Annotated in this window: 20 protein-coding genes, 1 tRNA gene, 1 pseudogene and 1 riboswitch; of the genes and pseudogenes, 12 read left to right on the forward strand and 10 right to left on the reverse strand. The window is 63.3% G+C overall.

Features of this window, described 5'->3' with window-relative positions; genetic code table 11:
- Positions 1–41: 41 nt before the first annotated feature.
- The 3 genes from ABMA46_RS06570 to ABMA46_RS06580 all read left to right on the forward strand — a co-directional run bounded on the left by ABMA46_RS06570 (position 42) and on the right by ABMA46_RS06580 (position 1533).
- A complete protein-coding gene (locus tag ABMA46_RS06570) occupies positions 42–314 on the forward strand; it encodes a DUF4164 domain-containing protein (RefSeq protein WP_348998496.1) in 273 nt (90 codons plus the stop codon).
- Positions 315–326: 12 nt separating this feature from the next.
- Complete coding sequence (locus tag ABMA46_RS06575; RefSeq protein ID WP_348998497.1) at positions 327–692, forward strand: cell division protein ZapA; 366 nt, start codon at positions 327–329, stop codon at positions 690–692.
- A 181-nt stretch (positions 693–873) separates the two neighbouring features.
- Complete coding sequence (locus ABMA46_RS06580) at positions 874–1533, forward strand: peroxiredoxin (protein WP_348998498.1); 660 nt, start codon at positions 874–876, stop codon at positions 1531–1533.
- A gap of 234 nt (positions 1534–1767) precedes the next feature.
- Here ABMA46_RS06580 and rpoH read toward each other — a convergent pair whose 3' ends face one another.
- Together rpoH and ABMA46_RS06590 are read right to left on the reverse strand one after the other, a co-directional pair.
- Positions 1768–2679, reverse strand: a complete 912-nt coding sequence (gene rpoH / locus ABMA46_RS06585; RefSeq protein ID WP_348998499.1) for an RNA polymerase sigma factor RpoH — start codon at positions 2677–2679, stop codon at positions 1768–1770.
- Between the two features lie 221 nt (positions 2680–2900).
- Complete coding sequence (locus ABMA46_RS06590) at positions 2901–3938, reverse strand: RluA family pseudouridine synthase (protein ID WP_348998500.1); 1038 nt, start codon at positions 3936–3938, stop codon at positions 2901–2903.
- 24 nt (positions 3939–3962) lie between these two features.
- Here ABMA46_RS06590 and ABMA46_RS06595 point away from each other — a divergent pair, with 24 nt between their 5' ends.
- The 6 genes from ABMA46_RS06595 (at position 3963) to ABMA46_RS06620 (ending at position 9609) form a co-directional block, all read left to right on the forward strand.
- The gene (locus ABMA46_RS06595; RefSeq protein ID WP_348998501.1) at positions 3963–4340 is read left to right on the forward strand and encodes a fimbrial protein; all 378 of its coding nucleotides are present in this window, start codon (positions 3963–3965) and stop codon (positions 4338–4340) included.
- A 92-nt stretch (positions 4341–4432) separates the two neighbouring features.
- Positions 4433–4507: transfer RNA gene (locus ABMA46_RS06600), tRNA-Glu, on the forward strand.
- 491 nt (positions 4508–4998) lie between these two features.
- On the forward strand, positions 4999–5997 hold the full coding sequence (locus ABMA46_RS06605) for a LacI family DNA-binding transcriptional regulator (protein ID WP_348998502.1): 999 nt from the start codon (positions 4999–5001) through the stop codon (positions 5995–5997).
- Positions 5994–7511, forward strand: coding sequence for a sugar ABC transporter ATP-binding protein (locus ABMA46_RS06610; RefSeq protein WP_348998503.1), 1518 nt, complete (start codon positions 5994–5996; stop codon positions 7509–7511). Before ABMA46_RS06605 ends, ABMA46_RS06610 begins: the two co-directional genes overlap by 4 nt.
- Positions 7511–8560, forward strand: coding sequence for an ABC transporter permease (locus ABMA46_RS06615; RefSeq protein ID WP_348998504.1), 1050 nt, complete (start codon positions 7511–7513; stop codon positions 8558–8560). Before ABMA46_RS06610 ends, ABMA46_RS06615 begins: the two co-directional genes overlap by 1 nt.
- 59 nt (positions 8561–8619) lie before the next feature.
- Positions 8620–9609: a substrate-binding domain-containing protein gene (locus ABMA46_RS06620; RefSeq protein ID WP_348998505.1), complete on the forward strand. Its 990-nt coding sequence runs from the start codon at positions 8620–8622 to the stop codon at positions 9607–9609.
- A gap of 677 nt (positions 9610–10286) precedes the next feature.
- On the opposite strand, the gene ABMA46_RS06625 is transcribed toward ABMA46_RS06620, so the two are convergent.
- On the reverse strand, positions 10287–11204 hold the full coding sequence (locus ABMA46_RS06625; protein WP_348998506.1) for a LysR family transcriptional regulator: 918 nt from the start codon (positions 11202–11204) through the stop codon (positions 10287–10289).
- Positions 11205–11423: 219 nt separating this feature from the next.
- Between ABMA46_RS06625 and ABMA46_RS06630 the strand changes: the two genes are divergently transcribed.
- The 3 genes from ABMA46_RS06630 (at position 11424) to ABMA46_RS06640 (ending at position 16819) form a co-directional block, all read left to right on the forward strand.
- Positions 11424–12230 (forward strand): alpha/beta hydrolase, encoded by an 807-nt coding sequence (locus ABMA46_RS06630; protein WP_348998507.1) that lies wholly within the window; start codon positions 11424–11426, stop codon positions 12228–12230.
- Between the two features lie 49 nt (positions 12231–12279).
- A complete protein-coding gene (locus ABMA46_RS06635) occupies positions 12280–13491 on the forward strand; it encodes an efflux RND transporter periplasmic adaptor subunit (protein ID WP_348998554.1) in 1212 nt (403 codons plus the stop codon).
- A gap of 130 nt (positions 13492–13621) precedes the next feature.
- On the forward strand, positions 13622–16819 hold the full coding sequence (locus ABMA46_RS06640; protein ID WP_348998508.1) for an efflux RND transporter permease subunit: 3198 nt from the start codon (positions 13622–13624) through the stop codon (positions 16817–16819).
- Positions 16820–17967: 1148 nt separating this feature from the next.
- Here ABMA46_RS06640 and ABMA46_RS06645 read toward each other — a convergent pair.
- From ABMA46_RS06645 to ABMA46_RS06675, 7 genes and pseudogenes are all read right to left on the reverse strand, one after another.
- Positions 17968–18282, reverse strand: a pseudogene (locus tag ABMA46_RS06645) (homocysteine S-methyltransferase family protein); the annotation flags it as partial.
- Positions 18283–18366: 84 nt separating this feature from the next.
- Complete coding sequence (locus ABMA46_RS06650; RefSeq protein WP_348998509.1) at positions 18367–19359, reverse strand: FecCD family ABC transporter permease; 993 nt, start codon at positions 19357–19359, stop codon at positions 18367–18369.
- 29 nt (positions 19360–19388) lie between these two features.
- Entirely contained in the window at positions 19389–20339 is a 951-nt protein-coding gene (locus tag ABMA46_RS06655; RefSeq protein ID WP_348998510.1) for an ABC transporter substrate-binding protein, read from the reverse strand.
- 19 nt (positions 20340–20358) lie between these two features.
- The gene (locus tag ABMA46_RS06660) at positions 20359–21144 is read right to left on the reverse strand and encodes an ABC transporter ATP-binding protein (protein WP_348998511.1); all 786 of its coding nucleotides are present in this window, start codon (positions 21142–21144) and stop codon (positions 20359–20361) included.
- Positions 21141–21644, reverse strand: a complete 504-nt coding sequence (locus tag ABMA46_RS06665; RefSeq protein WP_348998512.1) for a DUF1636 family protein — start codon at positions 21642–21644, stop codon at positions 21141–21143. Before ABMA46_RS06665 ends, ABMA46_RS06660 begins: the two co-directional genes overlap by 4 nt.
- A riboswitch (cobalamin riboswitch) is annotated at positions 21602–21804 on the reverse strand. (Overlaps the previous gene by 43 nt.)
- Before the next feature lie 34 nt (positions 21805–21838).
- On the reverse strand, positions 21839–22627 hold the full coding sequence (locus ABMA46_RS06670) for a cobalamin-binding protein (RefSeq protein WP_348998555.1): 789 nt from the start codon (positions 22625–22627) through the stop codon (positions 21839–21841).
- A 4-nt stretch (positions 22628–22631) separates the two neighbouring features.
- Positions 22632–23243 carry a hypothetical protein gene (locus ABMA46_RS06675; protein WP_348998513.1) on the reverse strand — a complete coding sequence of 204 codons (612 nt, stop codon included), beginning with the start codon at positions 23241–23243 and terminating at the stop codon, positions 22632–22634.
- Between the last annotated feature and the right edge of the window lie 27 nt (positions 23244–23270).

Consider the following 23270-nt stretch of genomic DNA (forward strand, 5'->3'; position numbering starts at 1 on the left):
GCGCACGATTCGGTGATGGGCAGGGACAGGATTTTAAGGCCATGACCGGGGAAACCACGCTCAAGGAAGTCATCGCCCGGCTGGGCAAGGCCATGGAAGGGCTGGAAAACGCGGTCGCGGGGCGGCTCGAGCACGAGCGCGATTATTCCGAGGCCGAGGCCGAGGTGCAGCGCATGAATGCGGATCGTTCGCGGCTCGCCCAGGAACTGGACAATTCCGAGGCCCGCGCCGAGCGGCTGGAGGAGGCCAACAAGGAGGTCTCCCGCCGGCTGGTGACGGCGATGGAAACCATTCGCGCGGTCCTGGACCGCTAGGGAGTTTTCTGCATGGCGCAGGTCACCGTATCCATCGACGGCAAGCAGTACCGGATGGCCTGCGACGAAGGCCAGGAAGAGCATCTGACCGACCTGGCCGAGCGGTTCGACCGCTATGTCTCGCATCTCAAGGAGTCCTTCGGCGAGATTGGCGATCAGCGCCTGACCGTCATGGCCGGCATTATGGTCATGGACGAGCTGAGCGAACTGCAGAAGCGCATCAAGGGCATGGAAACCGAGGTGCAGACGCTGCGCAAGACCCGCGACGACGCGCTGACCAAGGCCGACAAGAACGATGCCGCGCTGACAGGCGCGCTCGGCGCCGTGGCTCAGCGCATGGAAGATCTGGCCGCGACGCTGGCGGTCCGCAAAGCCTGACGGCCGGCTCTTCCGGCATCGCAAATTCCTTCTCTTTTCCTGCCCGGTGCCGGAATGATGTTTCGGCAATGGTCGAATTACCTGTGGCCGCTTCCTTCCGGCCCCATTTTGAGAAAAGATAGAATACCGCCGAAAGCGGACGGCATCGAGCGTCCGCGCAACGCCAGACAAGGAACGCGTCATGAGCCTTCGCATCAACGACACCGCCCCCGATTTCACCGCCGACAGCACTGACGGGCCGATCCACTTCCATGACTGGATCGGCGACGGCTGGGCCGTGCTGTTCTCGCATCCCAAGGATTTCACGCCGATCTGCACCACCGAACTCGGCACCATGGCCGGCCTCAAGGGCGAGTTCGACAAGCGCAACGCCAAGATCATCGGCATCTCGGTCGATCCGGTCGAGAGCCATGTCAAATGGAAAGGCGACATCCAGAAGGCGACCGGCCACGCCGTCAACTATCCGATGATCGGCGACAAGGACCTCAAGGTGGCCAAGCTCTACGACATGCTGCCCGCCAGCGCCGGCGACACCTCCGAGGGCCGCACCCCTGCCGACAACGCCACGGTGCGCTCGGTCTTCGTCATCGGCCCCGACAAGAAGATCAAGCTGATCCTCACCTATCCGATGTCGACCGGCCGTAATTTCCAGGAAATCCTGCGCGCCATCGATTCCATCCAGCTCACCGCCAAATTCCCGGTCTCGACGCCGGCGGACTGGAAGCCGGGCGAGGACGTCGTCATCGCCGGCTCGGTCTCGGACGAGGATGCGGTGAAGCGCTTCGGCGCCTTCGAGACGATCCTGCCCTACATCCGCAAGGCCAAACAGCCGAGCGCTTAAGGCTCGTCGCTTTCCGTCATCCCGGAAGCCGCTTGGAGCGAAGCGGAAAGCGGTTGTCCGGGATCCATTCCGTGACCCGCGTGATGTTCCGGACTGGATCCCGGCTCGGCGCTCGCAAGCTCGCTTGGCCGGGATGACGATCGGATGAAGCGACTCACAGAGATCGCGTCTTCGCCCGCAAAAAAGCGGCGCCGTGAAACGGCGCCGCTTTGCATTCATGCAGATCGACCAGCCCTAGGCCGCCGGCTGCGCCTCTATGGTGCGCAGCGCCTGCGCCTGCCGCTTGGCGGCGGCCTTGACCGCGTCCTGCACCTTCTCGAAGGCGCGCACCTCGATCTGGCGCACGCGCTCGCGCGAAATGTCGAACTCGGACGACAGGTCTTCCAGCGTCAGCGGATCCTCGGACAGGCGGCGCGCCTCGAAGATGCGCCGCTCGCGATCGTTCAGCACGGACATGGCGCCCGCCAGCATCTTGCGGCGGTTCTCCAGTTCGTCCTGCTCGACCAGCATATCTTCCTGGCTGTCGCTGTCGTCCACCAGCCAGTCCTGCCACTCGCCGCTCTCGCCCTCGGTGGCGCGGATCGGCGCGTTGAGCGAGGCGTCGCCCGACAGGCGGCGGTTCATCGACACCACTTCCGCTTCGGAGACGTTGAGGCGGGTGGCGATCTCGGCGATCTGGTCAGGCTTGAGGTCGCCGTCGTCGAGCGCCTGGATTTTGCCCTTCACCTTCCTGAGGTTGAAGAACAGGCGCTTCTGGTTGGCGGTCGTGCCCATCTTGACCAGGCTCCACGAGCGCAGGATGTATTCCTGGATCGAGGCCTTGATCCACCACATGGCATAGGTGGCCAGCCGGAAACCACGCTCCGGCTCGAATTTCTTCACGGCCTGCATGAGGCCGACATTGCCTTCCGAGATCACCTCGCCGATCGGCAGGCCGTAGCCGCGATAGCCCATGGCGATCTTGGCCACGAGCCTCAGATGGCTGGTGACGAGCTTGTGCGCCGCGTTGGTGTCGTCATGCTCCTGGTACCGCTTGGCGAGCATGTACTCTTCCTGCGGCTGCAGCATGGGAAAGCGGCGGATTTCTTCCAGGTAGCGGGTGAGACCCCCTTCTCCGGAAACGATGCTTGGTAGTGACTGGGCCATAAGGTGCGCCCTCCTCTCATGAGCGTGCCCCCGAAACACGGCGGGCATATGACGCGAACGCCGAAGCGCACGTTCGCAGGATCGATTTATACAGGAGCAAAACCAGAAAAGACAGCTTTTGTTCAAGGCAGAACAGTTTGTCACGCCAAAGTGAACAATACCAGTCAGGTTTTTTGCGCGTCGGATAAGGATTTTTGGCGGGTCGGCTTCATTGATGCGGTTCAGATGTTTCGGAAGGCGTCGACGAGATTTTCCATATCCCCTGGCATCGGCGCCTCGAACCTCATCGCGATATGGGTATCAGGATGCGAGAATTCAAGGAGCCTGGCATGCAACGCCTGGCGGGGAAACTCGCGCACGGTCGTCGCCTCAGGCTCCGGCAGACGGTTGGCCTTGCTGCGGAAAGCCTGGCCGTAATCCCTGTCGCCGACCAGCGGATGGCCGATATGGGCCATATGCACCCGGATCTGATGGGTGCGGCCGGTTTCCAGCCGGCATTCGACCAGGCTAGCGGTCGCGTATTTGGCCTGCCCCTCGCCGAACCATTCCTCTACCGCATAGTGCGTCACCGCATGGCGGGCGTCGTCGCGCGTCGCCGGCACGACGGCGCGGCGCACCCTGTCGGAAGCCCGTCCGAGCGGCGCGTCGATCGTTCCCGAAGGACGCGCAGGAATGCCCCAGACGAGCGCGACATAGGCGCGCCTGAGATCGCCTGTGCGGCCGTGATCGGCGAACGCCTCCGACAGGACGCGATGCGCATGGTCGGTCTTGGCCACGACCATGACGCCGGACGTGTCCTTGTCGAGGCGATGCACGATGCCCGGTCGCCTGACGCCGCCGATGCCGGACAGGCTGTCGCCGCAATGATGGATCAGCGCATTGACCAGCGTTCCCGTCCAGTTGCCGGCACCGGGATGCACCACCAGCCCCGCCGGCTTGTTGACGACGATCAGCGCATCGTCCTCGTAGAGGATATCGAGCGGGATCGCCTCGCCCTGCGGCTCGGCGGGTTCGGGTTCGGGCACATCGAGAGTGACGGTATCGCCCGAGGCGAGCTTGTGCTTCGCCTCGGTGACAACCTGCCCGCCGACCTGCACGGCGCCCTGGCGGATCAGCGCCTGGATGCGGCTGCGCGACAGGTCCGGCCCGAGCCGTCCCGCCAGCCATTGGTCGAGCCGCTGGCCGGCTGCGGCGGCATCCGCCGTCAGCTGCCGCGAGGCCCCTATCAATTCGTCCGTCTCTTCGTTATGAGCGCTCATCTTTCAGGAACCGCTGGAGACGCCATGCCCCGGCCATATGCCGACGAAGAAGAGGACAAGCCGCTCGACCCCGATCTGGAGAAGGTGCGCCGCAAAATGGTGCGCTTCATGGGGATCAATCTCGGCCTCCTGTTCCTGGCCCTTATGGTGGTGGTCGGCGCCCTTGTCTACAAGCGGCAAAAGGCGGCGCCCCCACCCCCCGCCGCGAGCGAGATCCCCGTTCCCGCCGGCGCGCCGCTCGCCGGCGACATCGTCCTTCCCGTCGGATCGAAGATCGTCTCGCAGTCGCTCTCGGGCAACCGGCTGTCGATCGACGCCGAACTGGCCGACGGCAGCCGGACCATCTTCGTCTACGACATGGCGGCAGGGCGCATCATCGGGCAGTTCGCGGTCCGCAACTGAGGCGCTCCCACGCAAGCTGTGCGACATGCACGCCCTGCGCACACGCCCTGTTGCATTTTAGAAATCCTCAGCCTATATGGCGCCTCTCGGCTGCGCCCTTCGTCTAGCGGTCAGGACGGCGCCCTCTCACGGCGCAAACAGGGGTTCGATTCCCCTAGGGCGTACCAACCGCTTTTCCATCGCATTGATTTCCTTTTACGATTTGCGATTTTTCCCAAACGTCAAAGAGATGGTTCGGGACCGCCTGTTCCGTTTCTGTCCCTCGACATGAGCAATGCCGTCGTCGGCAAGCAACTGCTGGTCCGCCTCGCGCGCGCCCTCTCCCGCAAACGACCCCAACTTCTCACCTGCAGGCGCTACAGAACACCGACATCCCGGCCAACCTGCCCTTCGTCCGCTCGATCGTGGAAAAGATCCCCGCTACCCCTGTCGGCAATCCATCTTTGCTACGCTGCCTGATCAGGCACGCTGCACCATGCTGCCGGTCGTTTCTGAGGGCAACAGATGACCAAAAAAACGTTTGCGCAAACGTATCGACAACGCTAGCGTCTGACATTCGGGCGATTTCCCAGCTTCCAGAGGTTGGAGATTGGCTCGGCTGGGAGGAAAATTTGGTCGCACGCCGTGTCGCGTCGCCGCCGTCAGGTTGGCTGCGCCGATGACCACTATTGCCCAAGTCGCCAGAATGGCCGGCGTGTCGGTCTCGACCGTTTCTCACGTCATCAACAAGACGCGCTATGTGTCGCCCGCCAAGGTCAGGCGTGTGGAGGACGTCGTCGCCGAGGTTGGATATATTCCCAACACGGTGGCCCGGTCGTTAAAAATGGCGTCGACCGGAACTGTCGGATTGGCCATATCGGCCATATCCAATCCCTATTTCAGCGACATCATCTGTGCCGTCGAAGCTGAGTGCTCGCGCCGCGGCCTGACGGTCTTCCTCTGCGACACCCAGGAAGATCCGGAGCGCGAACTGGCGGTCATCCGCCAGTTGCATCAGAGGCGCGTCGACGGGATCATCCTTGCTCCATCCCGCGAAGCGCGGAGCTCACTCGACTATATGCTGGAAAAGGGCGTTCCGTGCGTCCTTGTCGACCGCCTCTCGGACAGCCGCTTCGATCAGATCGGGCTGGACAATGTAGCGGCCGTCGAAGCGTTGGTGGCGCATGTTGCCGAGGCCGGGCACGAGCGCGTGGGCTTCATCGCGGGACAACCTGGCTTCGCAACGACCATCGAGCGTGTGGACGCATTCAAGGCGGCGATGGCTGCGCGCGGACTGGACGTGCCGGCCGCCTATATCAGCGACAGCAACACCGGCACGGCCCAGGCATCGGTTTCGACTCACCGGCTTTTGTCGCTTCCCGTTCCGCCGACGGCGATTATCGCCAACAACAACCTGACCATGATCGGCGTCATGCGCGCGGCGCGGGAGCGGCAGTTGCGCGTCCCGGTGGATCTGTCCGTCCTCGGCATCGACGATTTCGAATGGGCGGACTATTTCGAGCCTCGCCTTACCCTGGTGGCGCAGCCGTGCAACGACATCGGCCAGCAGGCCGCGGAGCTCCTGATCGAACGCATCGCTAAGCCGGACGGCGCGCGGCGCACCCTGCGCCTTGCGCCAAGCCTTCGGGTACGCGGATCATGTGGAGCGCCGGCATGAGCGAGCCCCTGCTGTCTGTGACCGGAGCCGTCAAGCATTTCGGTGGCGTCCAGGCATTGCGCGGCGTCGACTTCGACCTGAAGGCCGGCGAGATTCATGCGTTGCTCGGCGAGAACGGTGCCGGCAAATCGACGCTGATGAACCTGCTTTCGGGCGTGCATATGCCTGACGCAGGCGTCATTCGGCTTGACGGCGCTTCCATGCGTTTTGCATCGCCTCGCGACGCGCAGGCCGCGGGTATTGCAACCATCTTCCAGGAATTGGACCTGGTTCCCAGCCTCGACGTCGCCTCCAACCTCTTCCTTGGCCGTGAACTGATGCGGCCCGGCGGAATGCTCGATACGCAGCGCATGCGCACCGAAGCCCGCAAACGGCTCGAGGCGATCGACCTCGGGATCGACCCCGCGCGCCCGGTTGCGGATCTTTCCGTCGGCCAAAGGCAGGTGGTGGCCATCGTCAAGGCGTTGTCCTATGCCACCAAGGTCCTCATCATGGACGAACCGACCGCGGCGCTGACAGTCGGCGAAGTCGAGCGTCTGTTCGCAATCATGCGGCGGCTGAGCGCCAGCGGCGTCGGGATCATCTACATCTCGCACCGGCTGGAAGAGGTGCCTCATATCGCCCATCGCGTCACCGTCATGCGCGATGGGCGCGTCGCCGGCGTCACTGCGCCGGACGCGCCGCAGGCGGAGCTGGTGCGGCTGCTTGTCGGCCGGCCGCTGGATGAACTGTACCCGCGACGCGCGGCGACCGTGGGCAAGCCTTTGCTCCATCTGCGCGACGCGGGCTTCAGGCCGACGCGGCCGGCCGCCGGCTGGCAACCGCCCGAGAGCGTGAGTTTCGACATCCACGAGGGCGAGATCGTCGGCCTTGCCGGGATCATGGGCGCGGGCCGCACCGAATTGCTCAGCGCCCTCTATGGCACGGGCCTTGCGGGCCGCTGGCACGGCGACATTGCGGTCAGCGGCAAGCCTGCGACGCTAAAGTCGATCGCCGCCGCCCGCAGGGCCGGCATCGCCTTCGTGACCGATGATCGGCGCGGCAGCGGCCTGATGCTGCGCATGGCCGTCGGCGTCAATCTGGTGATGTCGATCATCCGCCGCATATCGCCGAGCGGTTTCATGTCCCGAAAGAGACAGGACGAGGCCGTCAAGGAGTCCTTCGGCCAGTTCGACATCAGGCCGCGCAATCCCGACATCGCCGTCGGGGCGCTATCGGGCGGTAACCAGCAGAAGGTCGTCCTCGCCAAGGAAGTGCTCGGAAAACCGCGCCTGCTCCTGCTGGACGAGCCCACCCGCGGCGTCGATGTCGGCGCCAAGGGGGAAATCTACGCGCGCTTGCGGCTGCTGGCCTCGCAAGGTCTCGGCATATTGGTTGCATCGAGCGAGATGCCTGAACTGATCGGCCTGTGCGATCGCATCGTCGTGTTGCGGGCCGGCCGCAGCGTGGCGGAATTCTCCGGCGGCGTGGACGAGCACACCGTGCTCGCCGCCGCCAACGGCAGGGAGGCTTGATGTCCGAACAACAGACACCATCCGCGAATGCAGCGGCCGCCCAGCAGGCCAGGCGCAGCGATCCGCTGGCGATCATCGTCCGCTTCCAAAGCCTGATCGGCCTTGTGCTGGTGGTCATCGGCGGGGTGATCTTCTCTCCCAGGCGGCATGGCGCCATCCTGTTCCTGGCGCCCGACAATATCGCCAACATCATCCGGGCGGTCTCGGAAACCGGCATCATCGCCATCGGCATGACCTTCGTCATCATCACGGCGGGTATCGACCTTTCCGTCGGCGCCGTGCTCGGGCTTTCCAGCGTGGTGACGGCGACGATGATGGTGTCGGGCGGTTTCGGCCTGCTGACCACGCTGCTGGCGGTGCTGCTGATGGGGACGGCGTTCGGCCTGGTCCAGGGCGTGATCTCGAGCCGTTTCAGGCTTGAACCCTTCATCGTCACGCTGGCCGGCCTGCAGGCGGCGCGCGGGCTGGCGCTGGTCGTCTCGGACAACCAGTACATCAACATCTCGTACGGCGACGGCCCCGGGCTGGCGCCTCCCATCTTCGCCGTGCTCGGCGAACGTCTTTTCGACAACGTCGTGCCTGTGGCAACGATCGTCTTCATCGTCTTCGCCGGCATCGCGACGGTGGTTCTCAACACCACGCGCTTCGGCCGGTATGTCTTCGCCGTCGGCGGCAACGATCGTGCGGCCCGAATCTCCGGCGTTCCCGTTTCCGCCATCAAGATCTCGGTCTACGCCATCACAGGTTTCGCTTCGGCGCTGGCCGGCATCGTCCATGCCGGCCAGTTCAACTTCGGCAGCGCCAACGACGGCGCGGGTTATGAATTGACGGCCATCGCCGCCGTCGTCATCGGCGGCACAAGCCTGTTCGGCGGCTCCGGATCGATGGTCGGCACCGTCGCCGGCACGATCATGCTCGGCGCGCTCGCCAACATCCTTCAGCTCAACAACATCACGCCCGCCATGCAGTTGCTCGCAACCGCCGCGATCATCGTGCTGGCGGCGATGCTTCAATCTCTCGTCCGTCGCCGCGAGGGATTGGGTCGATAGGAGGTGGCGACAGGACTGAACCACACCCAGGCCCGGGAGGCCAATTGGAGGAGAAGACAATGGACTGGAAAGACAGAAGAGTTGGCCATGCGGCGCGGCTCGCGCTGCTGGCAGGATCCTGCATCGGCTTTGCCACCTGCGCCTATGCGGCCGATCCGCTGGTGAAGGCCTGTTCGAAGGACGGTGAATTCATCATCGGCTTCTCGCAGGCCAATAACGCCGAACCCTACCGGCAGCACGTCAATGACGAGCTGACGGCCGAGGCGAAGAAAGTCCCGCAGTTCACGCTGCAGATCGCCGACGGCGCCGGCAACGTGAACACGCAAACCTCACAGGTGGACAACTTCATTACCCAGAAGGTGGACGTGCTGCTGATCTCGCCATTCGAGGCCGCGCCGCTGACACCGGCCGTCAAGCGGGCGATGGACGCCGGCATTCCGGTGATCGAGCTCGACCGCAAGACGAATGGCGACCCCGGTAAGGATTACACGGCCTTCATCGGCGGCGACAATTACAAGATCGCGCAGGCTGCGGGCGAATACACCGCCAAGACGCTGTTGCCGGACGGCGGCGAGGCAGCGGTCCTGGAAGGCCTGCCGAGCTCGACGCCGGCCGTCGAGCGCCTCAACGGCTTCAAGGATGGTGTAAAGGGCAACTCGAAGATCCAGATCGTCGCGGAACAGGCGGCCGACTGGCTGCCGGACAAAGCCCAGACGGCGTTCGCCGCCATGCTTCAGGCGCATCCCGACATCAAGATGGTCTATGCATCGAACGACATGATGGCGGCCGGCGCGCTGCTGGCGGCCAAGGGTGCGGGCAAGGAGGTGAAGGTTATCGGCACGGATGGTCTTCCCGGTCCGGCCGGCGGCATCGAAGCCGTCGCCAAGGGCGACTGGGCGGCCACCTTCGTCTACCCCACCGGCGCCAAGGAAGCGATCGACATGGCAAAATCGATCCTGCTCGATTGCGCCACGTCGGTGCCGGCTACCGTTACGGTCGACACGACGGCCGTCACGCCGGAAAATGCCAAGCAGATGATGGGCAACTAAAGCGGATTTCCTGTTGGTGCCAGGCGGCATCGGCCGCCTGGCACATGCTTTTGGATCAATCAATCCGAGAGTGTTTTCAATAGCCTCATCTACGATTCGGGCAGCAGTCAAAGGCGCTGGATGTATCTGTATGAACGAGCTACGAGCTTCGGCTTCGTCTTTATATGGGGCGGCGACACACCACTCGCCTTAGGCCCGGTACGGTGATGACCGAGATCGTCACCGTACCGCGCAGGAGTTCGTCACCCAAGCCGTCTGCCCCGAAAGCGAGAAGGTTCATTGCCGTTTTCGGGCTATCGAAGCTCATAGTGAGCTGACTGAGGCGGGGCCGGGAGAGGACCGTCCTGTTCGAGTCCGTAGAGCTCAGGAAGCTGACATTCGATGAGCGCAGATCTTGGCCCTAAGTGGCCCGTGGGCCAACCGCCAAGACGAACGTACGCCGCAAGGGAACATCGTCGAACATAGCGCCGACAACTGCGACGTCGGGAACCTGGCAGTGGCTAGTGTTGACCTTCATCCGCCCAGGACAACGGTCGCGCGCCAGCACTCCGTCTGGTTCGAGGCGCAGTTCAAAGTGATCGGCTGCAGCCTGGTGCTTGTGGACCGCGGAAGCGAAATGCCGACTTTCGTTCCGGCCGGCTGCTCCTGCGGCGGAAATTCCCGTCAAGTCGCGCAGATCAGGCATCAGCTCGATCAATGCCGGAGCCGGCAAAGAGATTTGCGGCCCAATCGACGAAGACGCGCAGCTTGTTGCCGAGATGACGGTTTGGTGGATAGACGACGTAGAGAGGCATTGGGTCGCGATGCCAGTCGCTCAAAATCGGACGAAGCTCCCCCTTGCCGATCGCATCCCGGACCATGAAGGTCGGGACCTGGACGACACCGAGCCCGGCCCGGGCAGCGGCCAGATAGGTCATCCCTTCGTCGACCGATACGGCGCAGTGACCCGTCACTTCGATCCGCTCGTCGCCACGACAGAACACGAAAGGGATCTGTCGTGCATTTGACGGGCGGAAGTAACTGACAACGTGATGGCCCTCTTTGAGGTCCCTTGGGTCTTGAGGCTCTCCGAACTTTTCCAGATACAACGGCGCCGCGCAGGTGACGATGCTCATCTCGGCGATCCTGCGGGCGATCAGAGATTGATCGGAAAGCTGACCGGCGCGTATTGCGCAGTCGACATTCTCGGCAAGGATATCGATTTGCCGGTCCGAGACGCCAAGGTCGATCTGGATGTCCGGATAAATTTCGTGAAAGCGGCATAGCGCCGGCACCAGGATCATGCTCGCAAGCGCGCTCGACATCTCGACGCGCAACTTCCCCTTGGGGAGGACCTGCGACGACGCCATGCTGCCGTCCAGTTCGTCGATGTCGGCAATAAGTCGCTTCGAACGCTCGTAGTAGAGAGCGCCGTCCGTTGTGACGAGGACACGCCTGGTCGTGCGATTGAGGAGCTTGGTGCGCAGATGCGCCTCCAGCCCCTGTATGAGCTTGGTGACGGTCGCCTTCGGCATGGAAAGCGTGTCCGCGGCCCGCGTGAAGGTGCCGGTCTCCACTACCCTGACGAAGGCGCGCATCGCCGCGAACTGATCCATGGGAAGCTTCCACTGCCGATTATTCACAATCAGAAACAGTGTTATCAACATTAGGCTTCTTTTTCCAACAAAGAACAATCCCACATATCCGCGACCGAACTGAGATTCGTTGGAACGCAGGGCAAAACCTGCTGACAGGCGGTTGTCAGGTGCAGTGCGGTATCACCGCCGTCGACTGAGCGGCACCGTGGTTCGTGCAGGCAAGAGTGGTTGGAGCGCATGACCTTCAAAGAGGAGATCCTCGATTGCGACGAAGCGGGACCGGTTCCCGTGAGAGTCTATGTCGGCGATCAATTGCCGGAGACGCCGCCGCTCGTGCTGCATCTGCACGGCGGTCTGTTCCTCGGTGGCTCGATTGCAAGCGGGGCGCGCGTTGCGGGGCGCCTGGCCGACGCCGGCGCCATCGTTGTTTCCGTCGAATATGCGCTGGCCAACGCCAACCCGTTTCCGGCGCCGCTCAATTTTGTTTTCGACGTGCTGGAGGCGCTTAAGCGGCGGTGCGCGAAGCTGGCCGACCGCAAATCCTTTATTTTCGTGGCCGGAGAGGAAGCGGGCGGCAATCTGGCGGCAGGCGTCGCCTTGATGGCGCGCGACCAGCAAATGGGCGCGCTTCGCGGACAGATCCTGCTTTCGCCGATGCTTGATCCTTGCATGGCGACACGGTCCTTCCGCGCCACGCAGTTGGGCGTGGGGCAATGCAAGTTGGCCGACGGCTGGAACCGCTATCTGGGCTTCGCCCCCAAGGCCTGCCACCCCTATGCGGCGCCGGCTCTGGCGACAAGGCTTGCCGGGGTCGCCCCGGCATTGGTTATCACGGCCGAGGACGACCCCATGCGTGACGAAAGCCTGAACTATGCGCGGCGCTTGCGGGAGGCGGGTGTCCTTGTGCGTGAGCATGTTCTGAGCGGCCCGACCGGTTGGCCGGCCGCTTATGCGGACGAGGCAGGGAACATGCAGGACTGGGAGGAAAAAATCCGCGGCGATTTCGCCGCGTTCTTCCAGCAGACCGGAGCGCTGCCTTCATGAGCCAGCCGCTTCCCCATTATTCGGCCTGGGGGCCGTAAAGGAGATTGCTATGACGAATTTTCGTTTCCGCCGGCTGCTTGCCGGTGCCGGACTGGGCGTGGTTTTGTCGCTCGTGGCCGCGACCACGCTCATCGACAAATCCAGCGGTGCCAAGGCAGACGCAAGCGTTGCCGCCGAACCCGCCGCGATCCCGGTGTCGGTTGCGACGGTCAAGTTGCAGGACGTCACCACATGGCAGGAGTTTTCCGGAAGGCTCGAAGCGATCGACCGGGTCGACCTGCGGTCGCGCGTGCCTGGATCGATCCAGTCGGTCAATTTCCGCGAGGGCGCGCTTGTCAACAAGGGTGATGTGCTCGTGACGATTGACCCCGCTCCCTTCGAGGCGACGGTCGCGCAAGCCAAGGCACAGGTGTCGGCCGCCGAAGCGCGCGTCGAACTCGCCAAGTTGGGGCTCGACCGAGGCCAGAAGCTTGTCGCAAGCCGCACCGTCTCCCAAAGCGATCTCGACCAGCGAACGAGCTCTTATCATGAGGCGACGGCGTCGCTCCATGCCGCCGAAGCGGCTCTTCAATCGGCGGAACTCGACCTCGGCTATACCGAGATCCGGGCGCCGATATCCGGCCGGATCGGAAAGCTTCAGGTGACGGTCGGCAATCTCGTCGCCGCGGGCGCGGGGTCGCCCGTGCTCAGCGCGCTCGTTTCCGTGGACCCCATCTATGTAGGCTTCGACGTCAATGAGGAGGTCGTGACCCGGATTCTGTCCGAACTATCGTCCGATCCGTCGGGAACGCGTGCGACCGACAGCATCCCCGTCGAGATGGATGTTGAAGGAAACGGCGAACCCGTCCGCGGTCACCTGCAGTTTATCGACAATCGGGTCGACACGGCGAGCGGCACTGTCCAGCTCCGCGCGGTGTTCGACAATCCCGACGGGTCGTTGCTGCCGGGGCAATTCGTAAGGGTGCGTATTGGTCAGCCGAAACCGCAGCCGCAGCTTCTCATCAGCGAGCGTGCCGTCGGAACGGATCAGGACAAGAAGTTCGTCCTCGTCGTCGATCCGCAGAACAAGCTCGACTACCGCCAGATCGTTCTCGGTGAATGGGCGAACGGGCTGCGTATCGTCAAAACGGGGCTGAAGCCCGGCGAACGCATCGTCGTCAATGGCCTGCAGCGCGTGCGTCCCGGCGCGGTCATTGCGCCGGAGCCGGTCACGATGGCTTCAGTCGAACAACCGGCTGCCATGAACGTGGCCGAACGCTAGCCGATCCAGTTCCAGGCCGGCTTCCAGCCGGCATCCGGGAGCGCTTCGGATTCCCGACACATCAGCATGGCCGGTTTCCGGTCATGAGCGGGCTTCTATGCCCGCCGCATGCCCAATGAGGGGACGCAACATGAACATTTCCAGGTTCTTCATCGATCGTCCGGTCTTCGCCGGAGTTCTGTCGGTGCTCATTCTCGTGGCCGGTCTGCTCGGCCTCTACGCCTTGCCTATTTCGGAATATCCCGAAGTCGTGCCGCCCTCGATCGTGGTGCGGGCGCAATATCCCGGCGCCAATCCCAAGGTGATCGCCGGGACGGTAGCCACGCCTATCGAGGAAGCGATCAACGGCGTCGAGAACATGCTCTATATGTCCAGTCAGACGACGACCGACGGCCAGATGACGCTGACGGTCACCTTCAAGCTCGGCACGGATCCGGATAAGGACCAGCAACTTGTCCAGAACCGGGTTGCCCAGGCCGAGCCGCGGCTGCCTGAAGAGGTGCGCCAGCTCGGCATCACCACGACCAAGAGCTCTCCCGACTTGACCATGGTCGTGCATCTTCTGTCGCCCAACGACCGCTACGACATCACCTATCTGCGCAACTATGCGGTCCTCAACGTCAAGGACCGGATCGCGCGCATCGAGGGCGTCGGCGATGTCCAGGTGTTCGGTTCGGGCGACTATTCGATGCGCATCTGGCTCGATCCGGAAAAGCTCGCGAGGCTCGATCTCGCCGCCAGCGATGTCGTCAACGCCGTGCGCGAGCAGAACGTGCAGGCGGCGGCCGGCATCGTTGGCGCCTCACCGGGTTCGGACGGTCTTGATCTGCAATTGTCGGTCAATGCGCAGGGCCGCCTGCAGACGGCCGAGGAGTTCGGCGACATCATCGTCAAGACGGGCACGGACGGGCAGGTCACGCGCCTGCGCGATGTGGCGCGCGTCGAACTCGGCGCGGCCAGTTATTCGCTGCGCTCACTGCTCGACAACAAGGCCGCGGTCGCGATCGGCATCTTCCAGGCGCCGAACTCCAATGCCATTCAGATTTCGGACAATATCCGCAAGACGATGGACGAACTCCAGCAAACCATGCCGGAGGGCGTCAAATACAGCATCGTCTACGATACGACCGAATTCGTCCGTTCCTCCATCGAGGCCGTCGTGCATACGCTTCTCGAGGCGATCGTGCTCGTCGTTCTTGTGGTCATCCTTTTTCTGCAGACCTGGCGCGCCTCGATTATCCCGCTGGTCGCCGTGCCGGTTTCGGTCATCGGCACCTTCGCGGTGATGCATCTCTTCGGCTTCTCCATCAACGCTCTGTCGCTGTTCGGCCTTGTGCTTGCGATCGGCATCGTCGTCGATGACGCGATCGTCGTTGTCGAAAATGTCGAACGCAACATCGAAGACGGCCATTCGCCGCGCGAGGCGGCGTACCGCGCCATGCGCGAGGTCTCGGGTCCGATCATCGCGATCGCGCTCGTGCTTGTCGCCGTGTTCGTGCCGCTGGCCTTCATCTCGGGCCTGAGCGGTCAGTTCTACCGCCAGTTCGCTCTGACGATCGCGATCTCCACGGTGATCTCGGCCTTCAACTCGCTGACCTTGTCGCCGGCGCTCGCCGCTCTTCTCCTGCGTCCTCACAATGCACCGAAAGATTGGCTCACGCGCGCGATCGAGCTGCCGTTCGGCTGGTTCTTCCGTGGCTTCAACCGTGCCTTCGGGGCGGGTTCTAAAGCCTATGGCGGCGGCGTGGGGCGACTTCTGTCGAGGAAGACGCTGGTAATGGGCGTCTATCTCGCTCTTGTCGCCGCAACCGTCGGCCTGTTCCAGGTCGTGCCCGGCGGTTTTGTGCCGGCGCAGGACAAGCAATACCTGGTCGGCTTCGCGCAGCTTCCCGACGGGGCGACGCTCGACCGCACCGACAGCGTTATCCGCAAGATGAGCGAAATCGCGCTGAAACAGCCTGGCGTCGAGCATGCCGTCGCCTTTCCGGGCCTGTCGATCAACGGCTTCACCAACAGCTCCAATGCCGGCATCGTCTTCGTCACGCTGAAGCCGTTTTCCGAACGCCCTTCCCCTGATCTTTCGGGCGGCGCGATCGCCATGCAGCTCAACCAGAAATACGCGGCACTCCAGGACGCCTTTATAGCGATGTTTCCGCCGCCCCCGGTGCAGGGGCTGGGCACGATCGGCGGTTTCAAACTTCAGATCGAGGACCGCAATGGCCTCGGCTACAAGGCGCTGGACGCCGCAACCAAGGCGTTTCTCGCAAAAGCCTATGAGACGCCATCGCTGGCGGGGCTCTTCTCGAGCTATCAGATCAATGTGCCGCAGCTTTACGCCGATCTCGACAGGACGAAGGCGCATCAGCTCGGCGTTGCCGTCACCGACGTGTTCGAAACGCTGCAGATCTATCTTGGCTCGCTCTACGTCAATGATTTCAACCAGTTCGGTCGGACGTACTCAGTGCGCGCGCAGGCGGATGCGCCCTATCGCGCCCGGCCTGGCGATATCGCCAAGCTCGAAGTGCGCTCCAGGTCCGGGGAGATGATCCCCCTGTCGGCCTTGATGAAGGTCGAGCCGACGGCCGGGCCGGAGCGCGTCAACCGCTACAACGGCTTCCTCTCGGCCGATATAAATGGCGGGCCGGCGCCCGGCTATTCTTCGGGCGAGGCGCAGGCCGCCGTCGAGAAGATCGCCGCCGAAACACTGCCCAAGGGGATCGAGTTCGAATGGACCGATCTCACCTACCAGCAGATCATCGCCGGCAATTCGAGCCTCATCATCTTTCCCCTGGCGTTGCTTCTGGTCTTCCTCGTTCTGGCGGCGCAATATGAAAGTCTCGCCCTCCCCGTGGCGATCATCATGATCGTCCCGACGGGGCTGCTCGCCGCACTCGTCGGTGTCTGGATCACCCATGGCGACAACAATATCTTCACGCAGATTGGCTTCATGGTGCTCGTCGGACTCTCCGCCAAGAACGCCATCCTCATTGTGGAATTCGCACGCGAACTGGAATTCTCCGGACTGACGCCGAAGGAAGCGGCAATCGAGGCAAGCCGGCTCAGGTTGCGGCCGATCCTGATGACCTCGATGGCCTTCATAATGGGCGTGGTGCCGCTCGCACTATCGACCGGGGCTGGCGCCGAGATGCGTTCGGCGATGGGCATTGCGGTGTTCGCCGGCATGATCGGCGTGACGGCAATGGGCATTTTCCTGACACCTGTCTTCTATGTGGTCATGCGGCGGCTGACCGGCAATCGCCCGCTCAAGCAGTCCAGCCAGTCGACGATGGCGGTCCACGGCACATTGGCCCCAGCCGTGGAACGATAGGCTGAAATGACCTCAAAATGGGCCAACCGGACCACCAAGCATGTGCAACGGCATATTCCATCTAATGCCGTTGCACCCGGACGATTGCGAATGATCATCCTGTAAACGTCTATACGCTCTTTTGCGGTCGTGAAACTTGCCATTCCCCAAGCATGCGGATACTCTGGTCCGCTTTTTAAGCAAGCTTGGGGGCCGTTAGCGGCCTGGCTGGTTCCGGCTGGGATTTGCGATAAGCTGCCGTTCTGCAGGCGGACTCTTTGTGGTCGTTTCGCTTTCTCTGTCGCTGTCCAAATGCTGCCATACATCCAGCGACCGATTCTCGGCGTGAGTGGGGTCTAAGCCGGGCCGGTCGTTTCGAAGCTCGGATTTCCAGAGTGGGACAAGATATTTAGCGTCGCTCCAACAAGGAGACGGGTGCCTTCCCCATCCCGCCGAAGCCGAATATCCACTTTTTAAGTTTCATAGCGCCGACGAGATCGGCCGCGCCCTATCTGGGCACTTTCGGAGTATCTAGGATCAGGTTCGCTGGAACCGGCGCGCACCAAGCCCATCAGGGCAGGTATGCGGCCAACGCATTCACCAGGTTAACGGTAAGGCCGTGGCCGATAGCACGACCGCATAATCAGCTTTGCTATAGAATACGAGCGGCATCGTCGCTCGAGCAACGGCAAAGGCGCCACTACCGATCCCGAACAGCGCGAGATATCCTCCCACTGCTAGGAGACTGACCCCACCGTTCCAGACCGTAATTAACCCAACGGAATGATCGCTCCCGAAACCACGGCGATCGAAAGAGCATCCCATCGGCTTCCGCCGAGGAGGTCGATGATGCGCCCTCCGACCTTGGCAGCACTTACGAGCGATGCAATCGCAACCGCTTTTGCAAGATCGGCACCCAGCGCCCGAAAGAGTTCGATCCTAACGGCCTGAACCCCGAAGGTCACGAGACCATTCAACGCGATCGCCACCGCGATCAACCCGAAGACCCGTCCCTTTCCGCCGCTCCCTCTTTCTGTGGGCATGGCTGTCGGCATGGTCCGGGTCGCCGGCAGCGCAAGGCAAACGAGCGGACAGACCAGCAGCGCCATGGTGGCCGCGTAGATCAGGGCGGTCGTCCGCCAACCTGCCCAATGATCGAGCAACGCCGTAATGCGCGTGGAGGAAAAGGTGTTTGTCTCGATGATGTCGGCGCCGGCCTTGACGTAGGCGTAGTGGATATCCTCGATAGCCTTCGGCTGAGCCAGGATCAGAAGGTCGTTGTTGGCCTGCTGATGACAGGCGCAGCCGACGAAGCGGTCGCTGCGGAAGTGGTCTTCCTGAAGTCCGAGACCCTGGATCTGCATGCCCATCGCCCCGTCGAGGACAAGGATTCGCTCACGCGCGGCGGCCTGGAGCTCGGCAAGGATTTCGGAGCCGTCCGGCTTGGCGGCGACCGGCCCGAAGAGCTCATCGACTGAAGACATATGCGACGTTTCTCATTCCCGGCACGGCATTACCGGAAGCAAGCCACATAAAGACATCTTTATGTCAATATACGATTTGTCGGCTTACCGCTCCTGACGCGGCCGCAGCAGCATCCAGACGACAAACACCGCGCCCAGAGAGCTGGTGACGATGCCGATCGGCAATTCCTGCGGCGGCAGCAAGGTGCGCGCCAGCAGATCGCTGGCCAGCACGATCACCGCGCCGAAGACCGCGCAGGCAAGGATCAGCCTGAAATGCAGCTCGCCTGCCAGGCGGCGGGACAGATGCGGTATCATCAGCCCGACGAAGCCAATGACGCCGGCGACGGCCACCAGCAGCGCCGTGGCGAAAGCCGAAACCAGGAAAGTCGACCAGCGAAGACGCGCGACCGGCACGCCGAGGCTTTCGGCCGTGCTTTCCCCGGCAAGCAGTGCGTCGAGGCTGCGGTGGCTGCGCAGGGCGAACCCGCCGACGCTGGCGGTGCCGACAAGGGCAAGCCCTATATTGTCCCAACGCGCAAGACCAAGGCCGCCCATGGTCCAAAACAGCACCGAATGCGCGGCCCTCTGGTCGCCAGCGAACACCAGATAGTTCGTCAGCGCGGTGAACAGGAACGAAACCGCCAGCCCGCCGAGAATGAGGCGCTCGGGCCCCTGGCTGTGAATGCGCGACACGAGTCCGAGCACGACCAGCGCCGCCAGGATGCCGCCGCTGAAGGCGGCGACGGGCAAGGTCCAGATGCCGAGCCGGTCGCCGAAGACGGTTATCACCGATACGGCTCCGGCCGCCGCGCCCGAGGACAAACCGAACAGGAAAGGATCGGCCAGATCGTTGCGCGTCACCGTCTGCAGCAGAGCCCCAACGATACCGAGGCCAGCGCCAACCAGAACGGCGAGGATCGTGCGCGGCAGGCGCAGTTCGACGACGATGCTCGCGACCGGACCGGAACCTTGTCCGTCGCCGAGTCCGAGGGCACCGGCAATTGCCCTCAGCACATCGTGCAGCGGGATCACCGTCGAACCGAAAGCTATCGACAAAAGCGCGAGGGCGACGACCGCCGCCGCCCCGCCCGCCATCGCCGATCGGAAATAAGAGGAGGCCAATCTCAAAAGGCGTCGGGATACATCGCCTTGGCGATCTTCTCGATCGCGGCGATGTTGGCCGGCCCGGGCGTCAGCTCCTCATAGCGCAACGGCACGAACCGCCCGTTCTTCACCGCATCCGTCTCCTTCATGGCCGGGTGCGCCTTGAGGAACTCCATCAGCTTCTGTGCGCCGCCGCCGTCCTGGTAGTCGAGCAGGATGAGGAACTGCGGATTGCGGGTGGCGACCGTTTCCCAATCCGTGTTGCCCCAGCTCGTCTCCATGTCGGCCATGATGTTGACGCCGCCAGCCGCCTCGATCATCGCAGTCGGCATGGCGAACTTGCCCGCCGTGAACGGCTTGTCCTCGCCGGAATCGTAGAGGAACACCCGTGTGCCCTTGCGGTCGCCGACCTTTTCCTCGATGCCGGCAAGTTCGGTTTTCCAGCCCGACACCAGCTTTCCGGCTTCCGTTTCCTTGTCGAAGATCTTGCCGAGCTTTTCGATATCGCCGTAGAGGAGGTCCATCGACGCGGCGGGCCGGTTCTTGTCCAAGTGCACGCAGCTCTCCGTCAGCACCAGCGTCTTGATCCCATGCTGGGCAAGCGTATCCGGCGTGACGTCGCCGCCCGGCTTCATGCCGTAGTACCAGCCGGCGAAGAAGAAGTCCGGGTTCGCGGAAAGAAGGTTCTCCATCGTCGGATATTTCGGCGCGAGTTCCGGGATGGAACCTTGTTCCTTGATGAACTCGGGCGTGAGCTTGTACCAGCCGGTGATGCCGGTGACGCCGACCATGGAAGGCTGCAACCCGAGGGCGAAGGCCATCTCGGACATGTTGATGTCATGGACGACCGCCCGCTTCGGCGCGGCATCGAAGGTCAGCGGCGTACCGCAACTGTCCACCGTAATCGGATAGGCGAAGGCCGGAAAGGCCAGAAGGGCCGGGATAAGCGTGAAGGCGACGCGCCTGAGCATTGAATGGTCTCCTATAGGTTTAGCGGGAAAGACGAAGGGGTATGTCGAAGACGGTGAGTTCGCGGTCCTCCACGGGATGCGGGAGCCGCAGCACGTCGATGGAGAACACATCGCGGACAAGGGCGGCGTTCAACGTCTGCCGCGGCGGGCCATACGCCTTGAGCCGGCTGGCATCCATGATGGCGACATGGGTGGCGAAGGGCGCTACGAGCGACAGGTCGTGCAGGACGGCGATAACTGCTATGTCCAGGCCGGCCACCAGCTCGACCAGTTCGCCACGGGCGCGCGGATCGAGGTGATTGGTGGGCTCGTCCAGGAAAAGCACTTTTGGCTCCTGGGTCAGCGCCCGGGCAAGCTGCACCCGCTGCCGTTCGCCTCCCGACAGGGAGCCGATGGTGCGACCGAGCACCTTCAGCATGCCGGTGCGCCGCAGCGAGTCCACGACGATGTCGCGGTCCGTGCTTCTTCCGCGGAGGCCTAGGTGCGGCACGCGACCCAGTTCGACATATTCGATGACGGCCAGCCGCGGGTCTGGCACGTCGCTCTGGCCGACCACCGCGATACGCAGTGCCCGTTCCGCAGGGGACAGCCGACGAAGAGGTCTGCCATCCAGCCATACCTCCCCGCTTGTCGGTCGCAGCAAACCCGCCAGCATGCGCAGGAGGGTGCTCTTACCCGCACCGTTCGGGCCGACAATGGCGAGGCGTTCGTTCTTGTGAACCTGCAATGCGACCGAACTGACCAGTTCCAGTCCATCCTTCGTCCGGAAGCCCAGATCAGCGCATTCGACGAGGGCCGCTGTCATTGGAGGCTGTGCTCCGCGGGGGCGGGTATGCGTGCGATGATCTTGCCGGCAAGGCCCGCCGGGCGCTGACCTTCGTTGCACCAGCCGCCCAACAATGAGGTATAAAGATCCGCAAACTCCAGCAGCGCCTGCGCGTGCAAGTCCGGGTCGATATCCCCAAAAAGGTAGCTTGCCTTGCCCGGCGCCGAGAAGCCGACTGTCAAGGGACGGTCGCAGCCGGCCATGCAGCCAACGCCGCCGAGAACGAGATCGCACGTCGTCCGGGCGGCAAGAAGGTCTTGGAGCCGGCCCAGCAATAGCAACCCAGGCTGACCGTTCCCACCACGGCACCGGGTGCAGACGTGAATAGTGTGCTTGGTCGCCGCCACTGCAAACCGCCATCTCGAAATGGGGGCGGAAGGATGTCCGGATCGCGGTGGCAACCGCTCTCGAAGCGTCCTCCCGGAACACCCCGTCCGGTCAACTCGTCGCGATGGCAGGTCTCCTGGCTCGCGGGTCACCGCTCGGTCCTACCTTCCCAGCCGTGAAGCCAGTGGCATGTCGGACGTCGCTAACCGCTCACAGTTGCGGGGGCAGCCGCGGCATTGGCTCTGGAGCCTCACCGCGTTCCCTTTTCATCCCGGGCCTTGCGGACCGGGAACCATCGGTGGGGACCATAGGATCTGCCGCGGCCAATGGCAATCCGGACGGCGAGCTACCGATCTCGCCACGTCCCGAGCGCGACAAGGATCGCGTCGAGCCCGTCCGTCAGGGCGGCCGGTCCCGGTTGCAAGATCAGCGGCGACTTGATCTCGACGGTATGGCCTTTGCGGACGGCCGGGATAGCCTCCCATCCGGGCCGGGAGCGAATCCTTTCGGGAACCACTTTCTTGCCGCACCATGAGGCCAGGACGATGTCGGGTCTGGTGCCAACCACGTCTAGCGAGGAAACGATCCGGTCCTTGGCAGCCCTCTCCTTCGCCTTGCCGGGAAACACGTCGTCGCCGCCTGCGATACCAACAAGTTCCGACACCCAGCCGATACCGCTGATCATCGGCTCGTCCCACTCCTCGAAGTAGACGCGGGGCCGCTGTAGCCCCCGGACCGACTTCTCTATGCCGCGAAGCCGTTCTTCATAGCTGCGCGCCAGCGTCTCCGCCTTTTCGGCCGCTCCGACGAGAGCGCCGACCGTGCGGATCATGGCGAAGATTCCGGCTATGTCGCGCTGGTTGAAGGCGTGGACCGCGACGCCCGCGCGGACAAGCTCGGCCGCGATGTCGGCCTGAAGGTCGGAGAAGGTCAAAACCAGGTCCGGCTCGAGCGCCAGCACTTTCGGAATATCGGCGGAGGTGAAGGCCGAGACGCGCGGCTTCTCGCGGCGGACTTGCGGCGGGCGGACGGCATAGCCGGAAACCCCGACAATGCGGTCCTGCTCGCCCAGCAGATAGAGCGTCTCCACCGTCTCTTCCGTCAGGCAGACGATGCGCTCGGGAGGAAAGCGCATCCGCTCAGGCGTAAGCGCCGTCACGCCCGGCTTCCGGACGTGCAAGGAAACCGATGGAGAGGGCAAGCTTGTGAAGCGATGCCAGGGCCGCGAGCGCCAGCATGTTCGGCCAGAGGATTTGTAGGATGACAGGAAGCGAGAATGCGTCATCTCCGGACGGCAAGACTGCGGTCGCCGAGAACAGGGCGAGTTCGTAGACGGCGAACGCGACCGTAAACCCCGCGACGAGCACCAGAGGCCCGGACCGGATCCTGGCGCTTAACAAGGACACGGCACCGGTTGCGAGCGCGGCCGCGACGCCGATCGCCGCACCCCAGGCAAAGCTGTCCCATATCCTCGGATAGCCGAGCGCCAGGTAGCCGACCGTCTGATTCGTGAGCCATGCGACGCCCGTCAGCATTAGCGCGCCGCGCCGCGGCATGTTGGCAGCGGCAACGGTTGCGATCGCCGCGAATGGCATGGCACAGGCAAGCGCGAAGCTGAACACGACGCTGAGGGCGGCGACAAAGACCACCCAGCAGCCCTGGCGCAGGCTGGCGGAGCCATCATGCATCACGGCGATGTTCATGACGCGAGTCATATCGCGACCTGCCTGGCGTTTCAACGCCGCCAGCATGATGCCGATCTCGGGCGGGCGGCCACG

Origin of the sequence: Mesorhizobium hunchu (assembly GCF_040081975.1) — a bacterium.
In the GTDB taxonomy this organism is placed as follows: domain Bacteria; phylum Pseudomonadota; class Alphaproteobacteria; order Rhizobiales; family Rhizobiaceae; genus Mesorhizobium; species Mesorhizobium hunchu.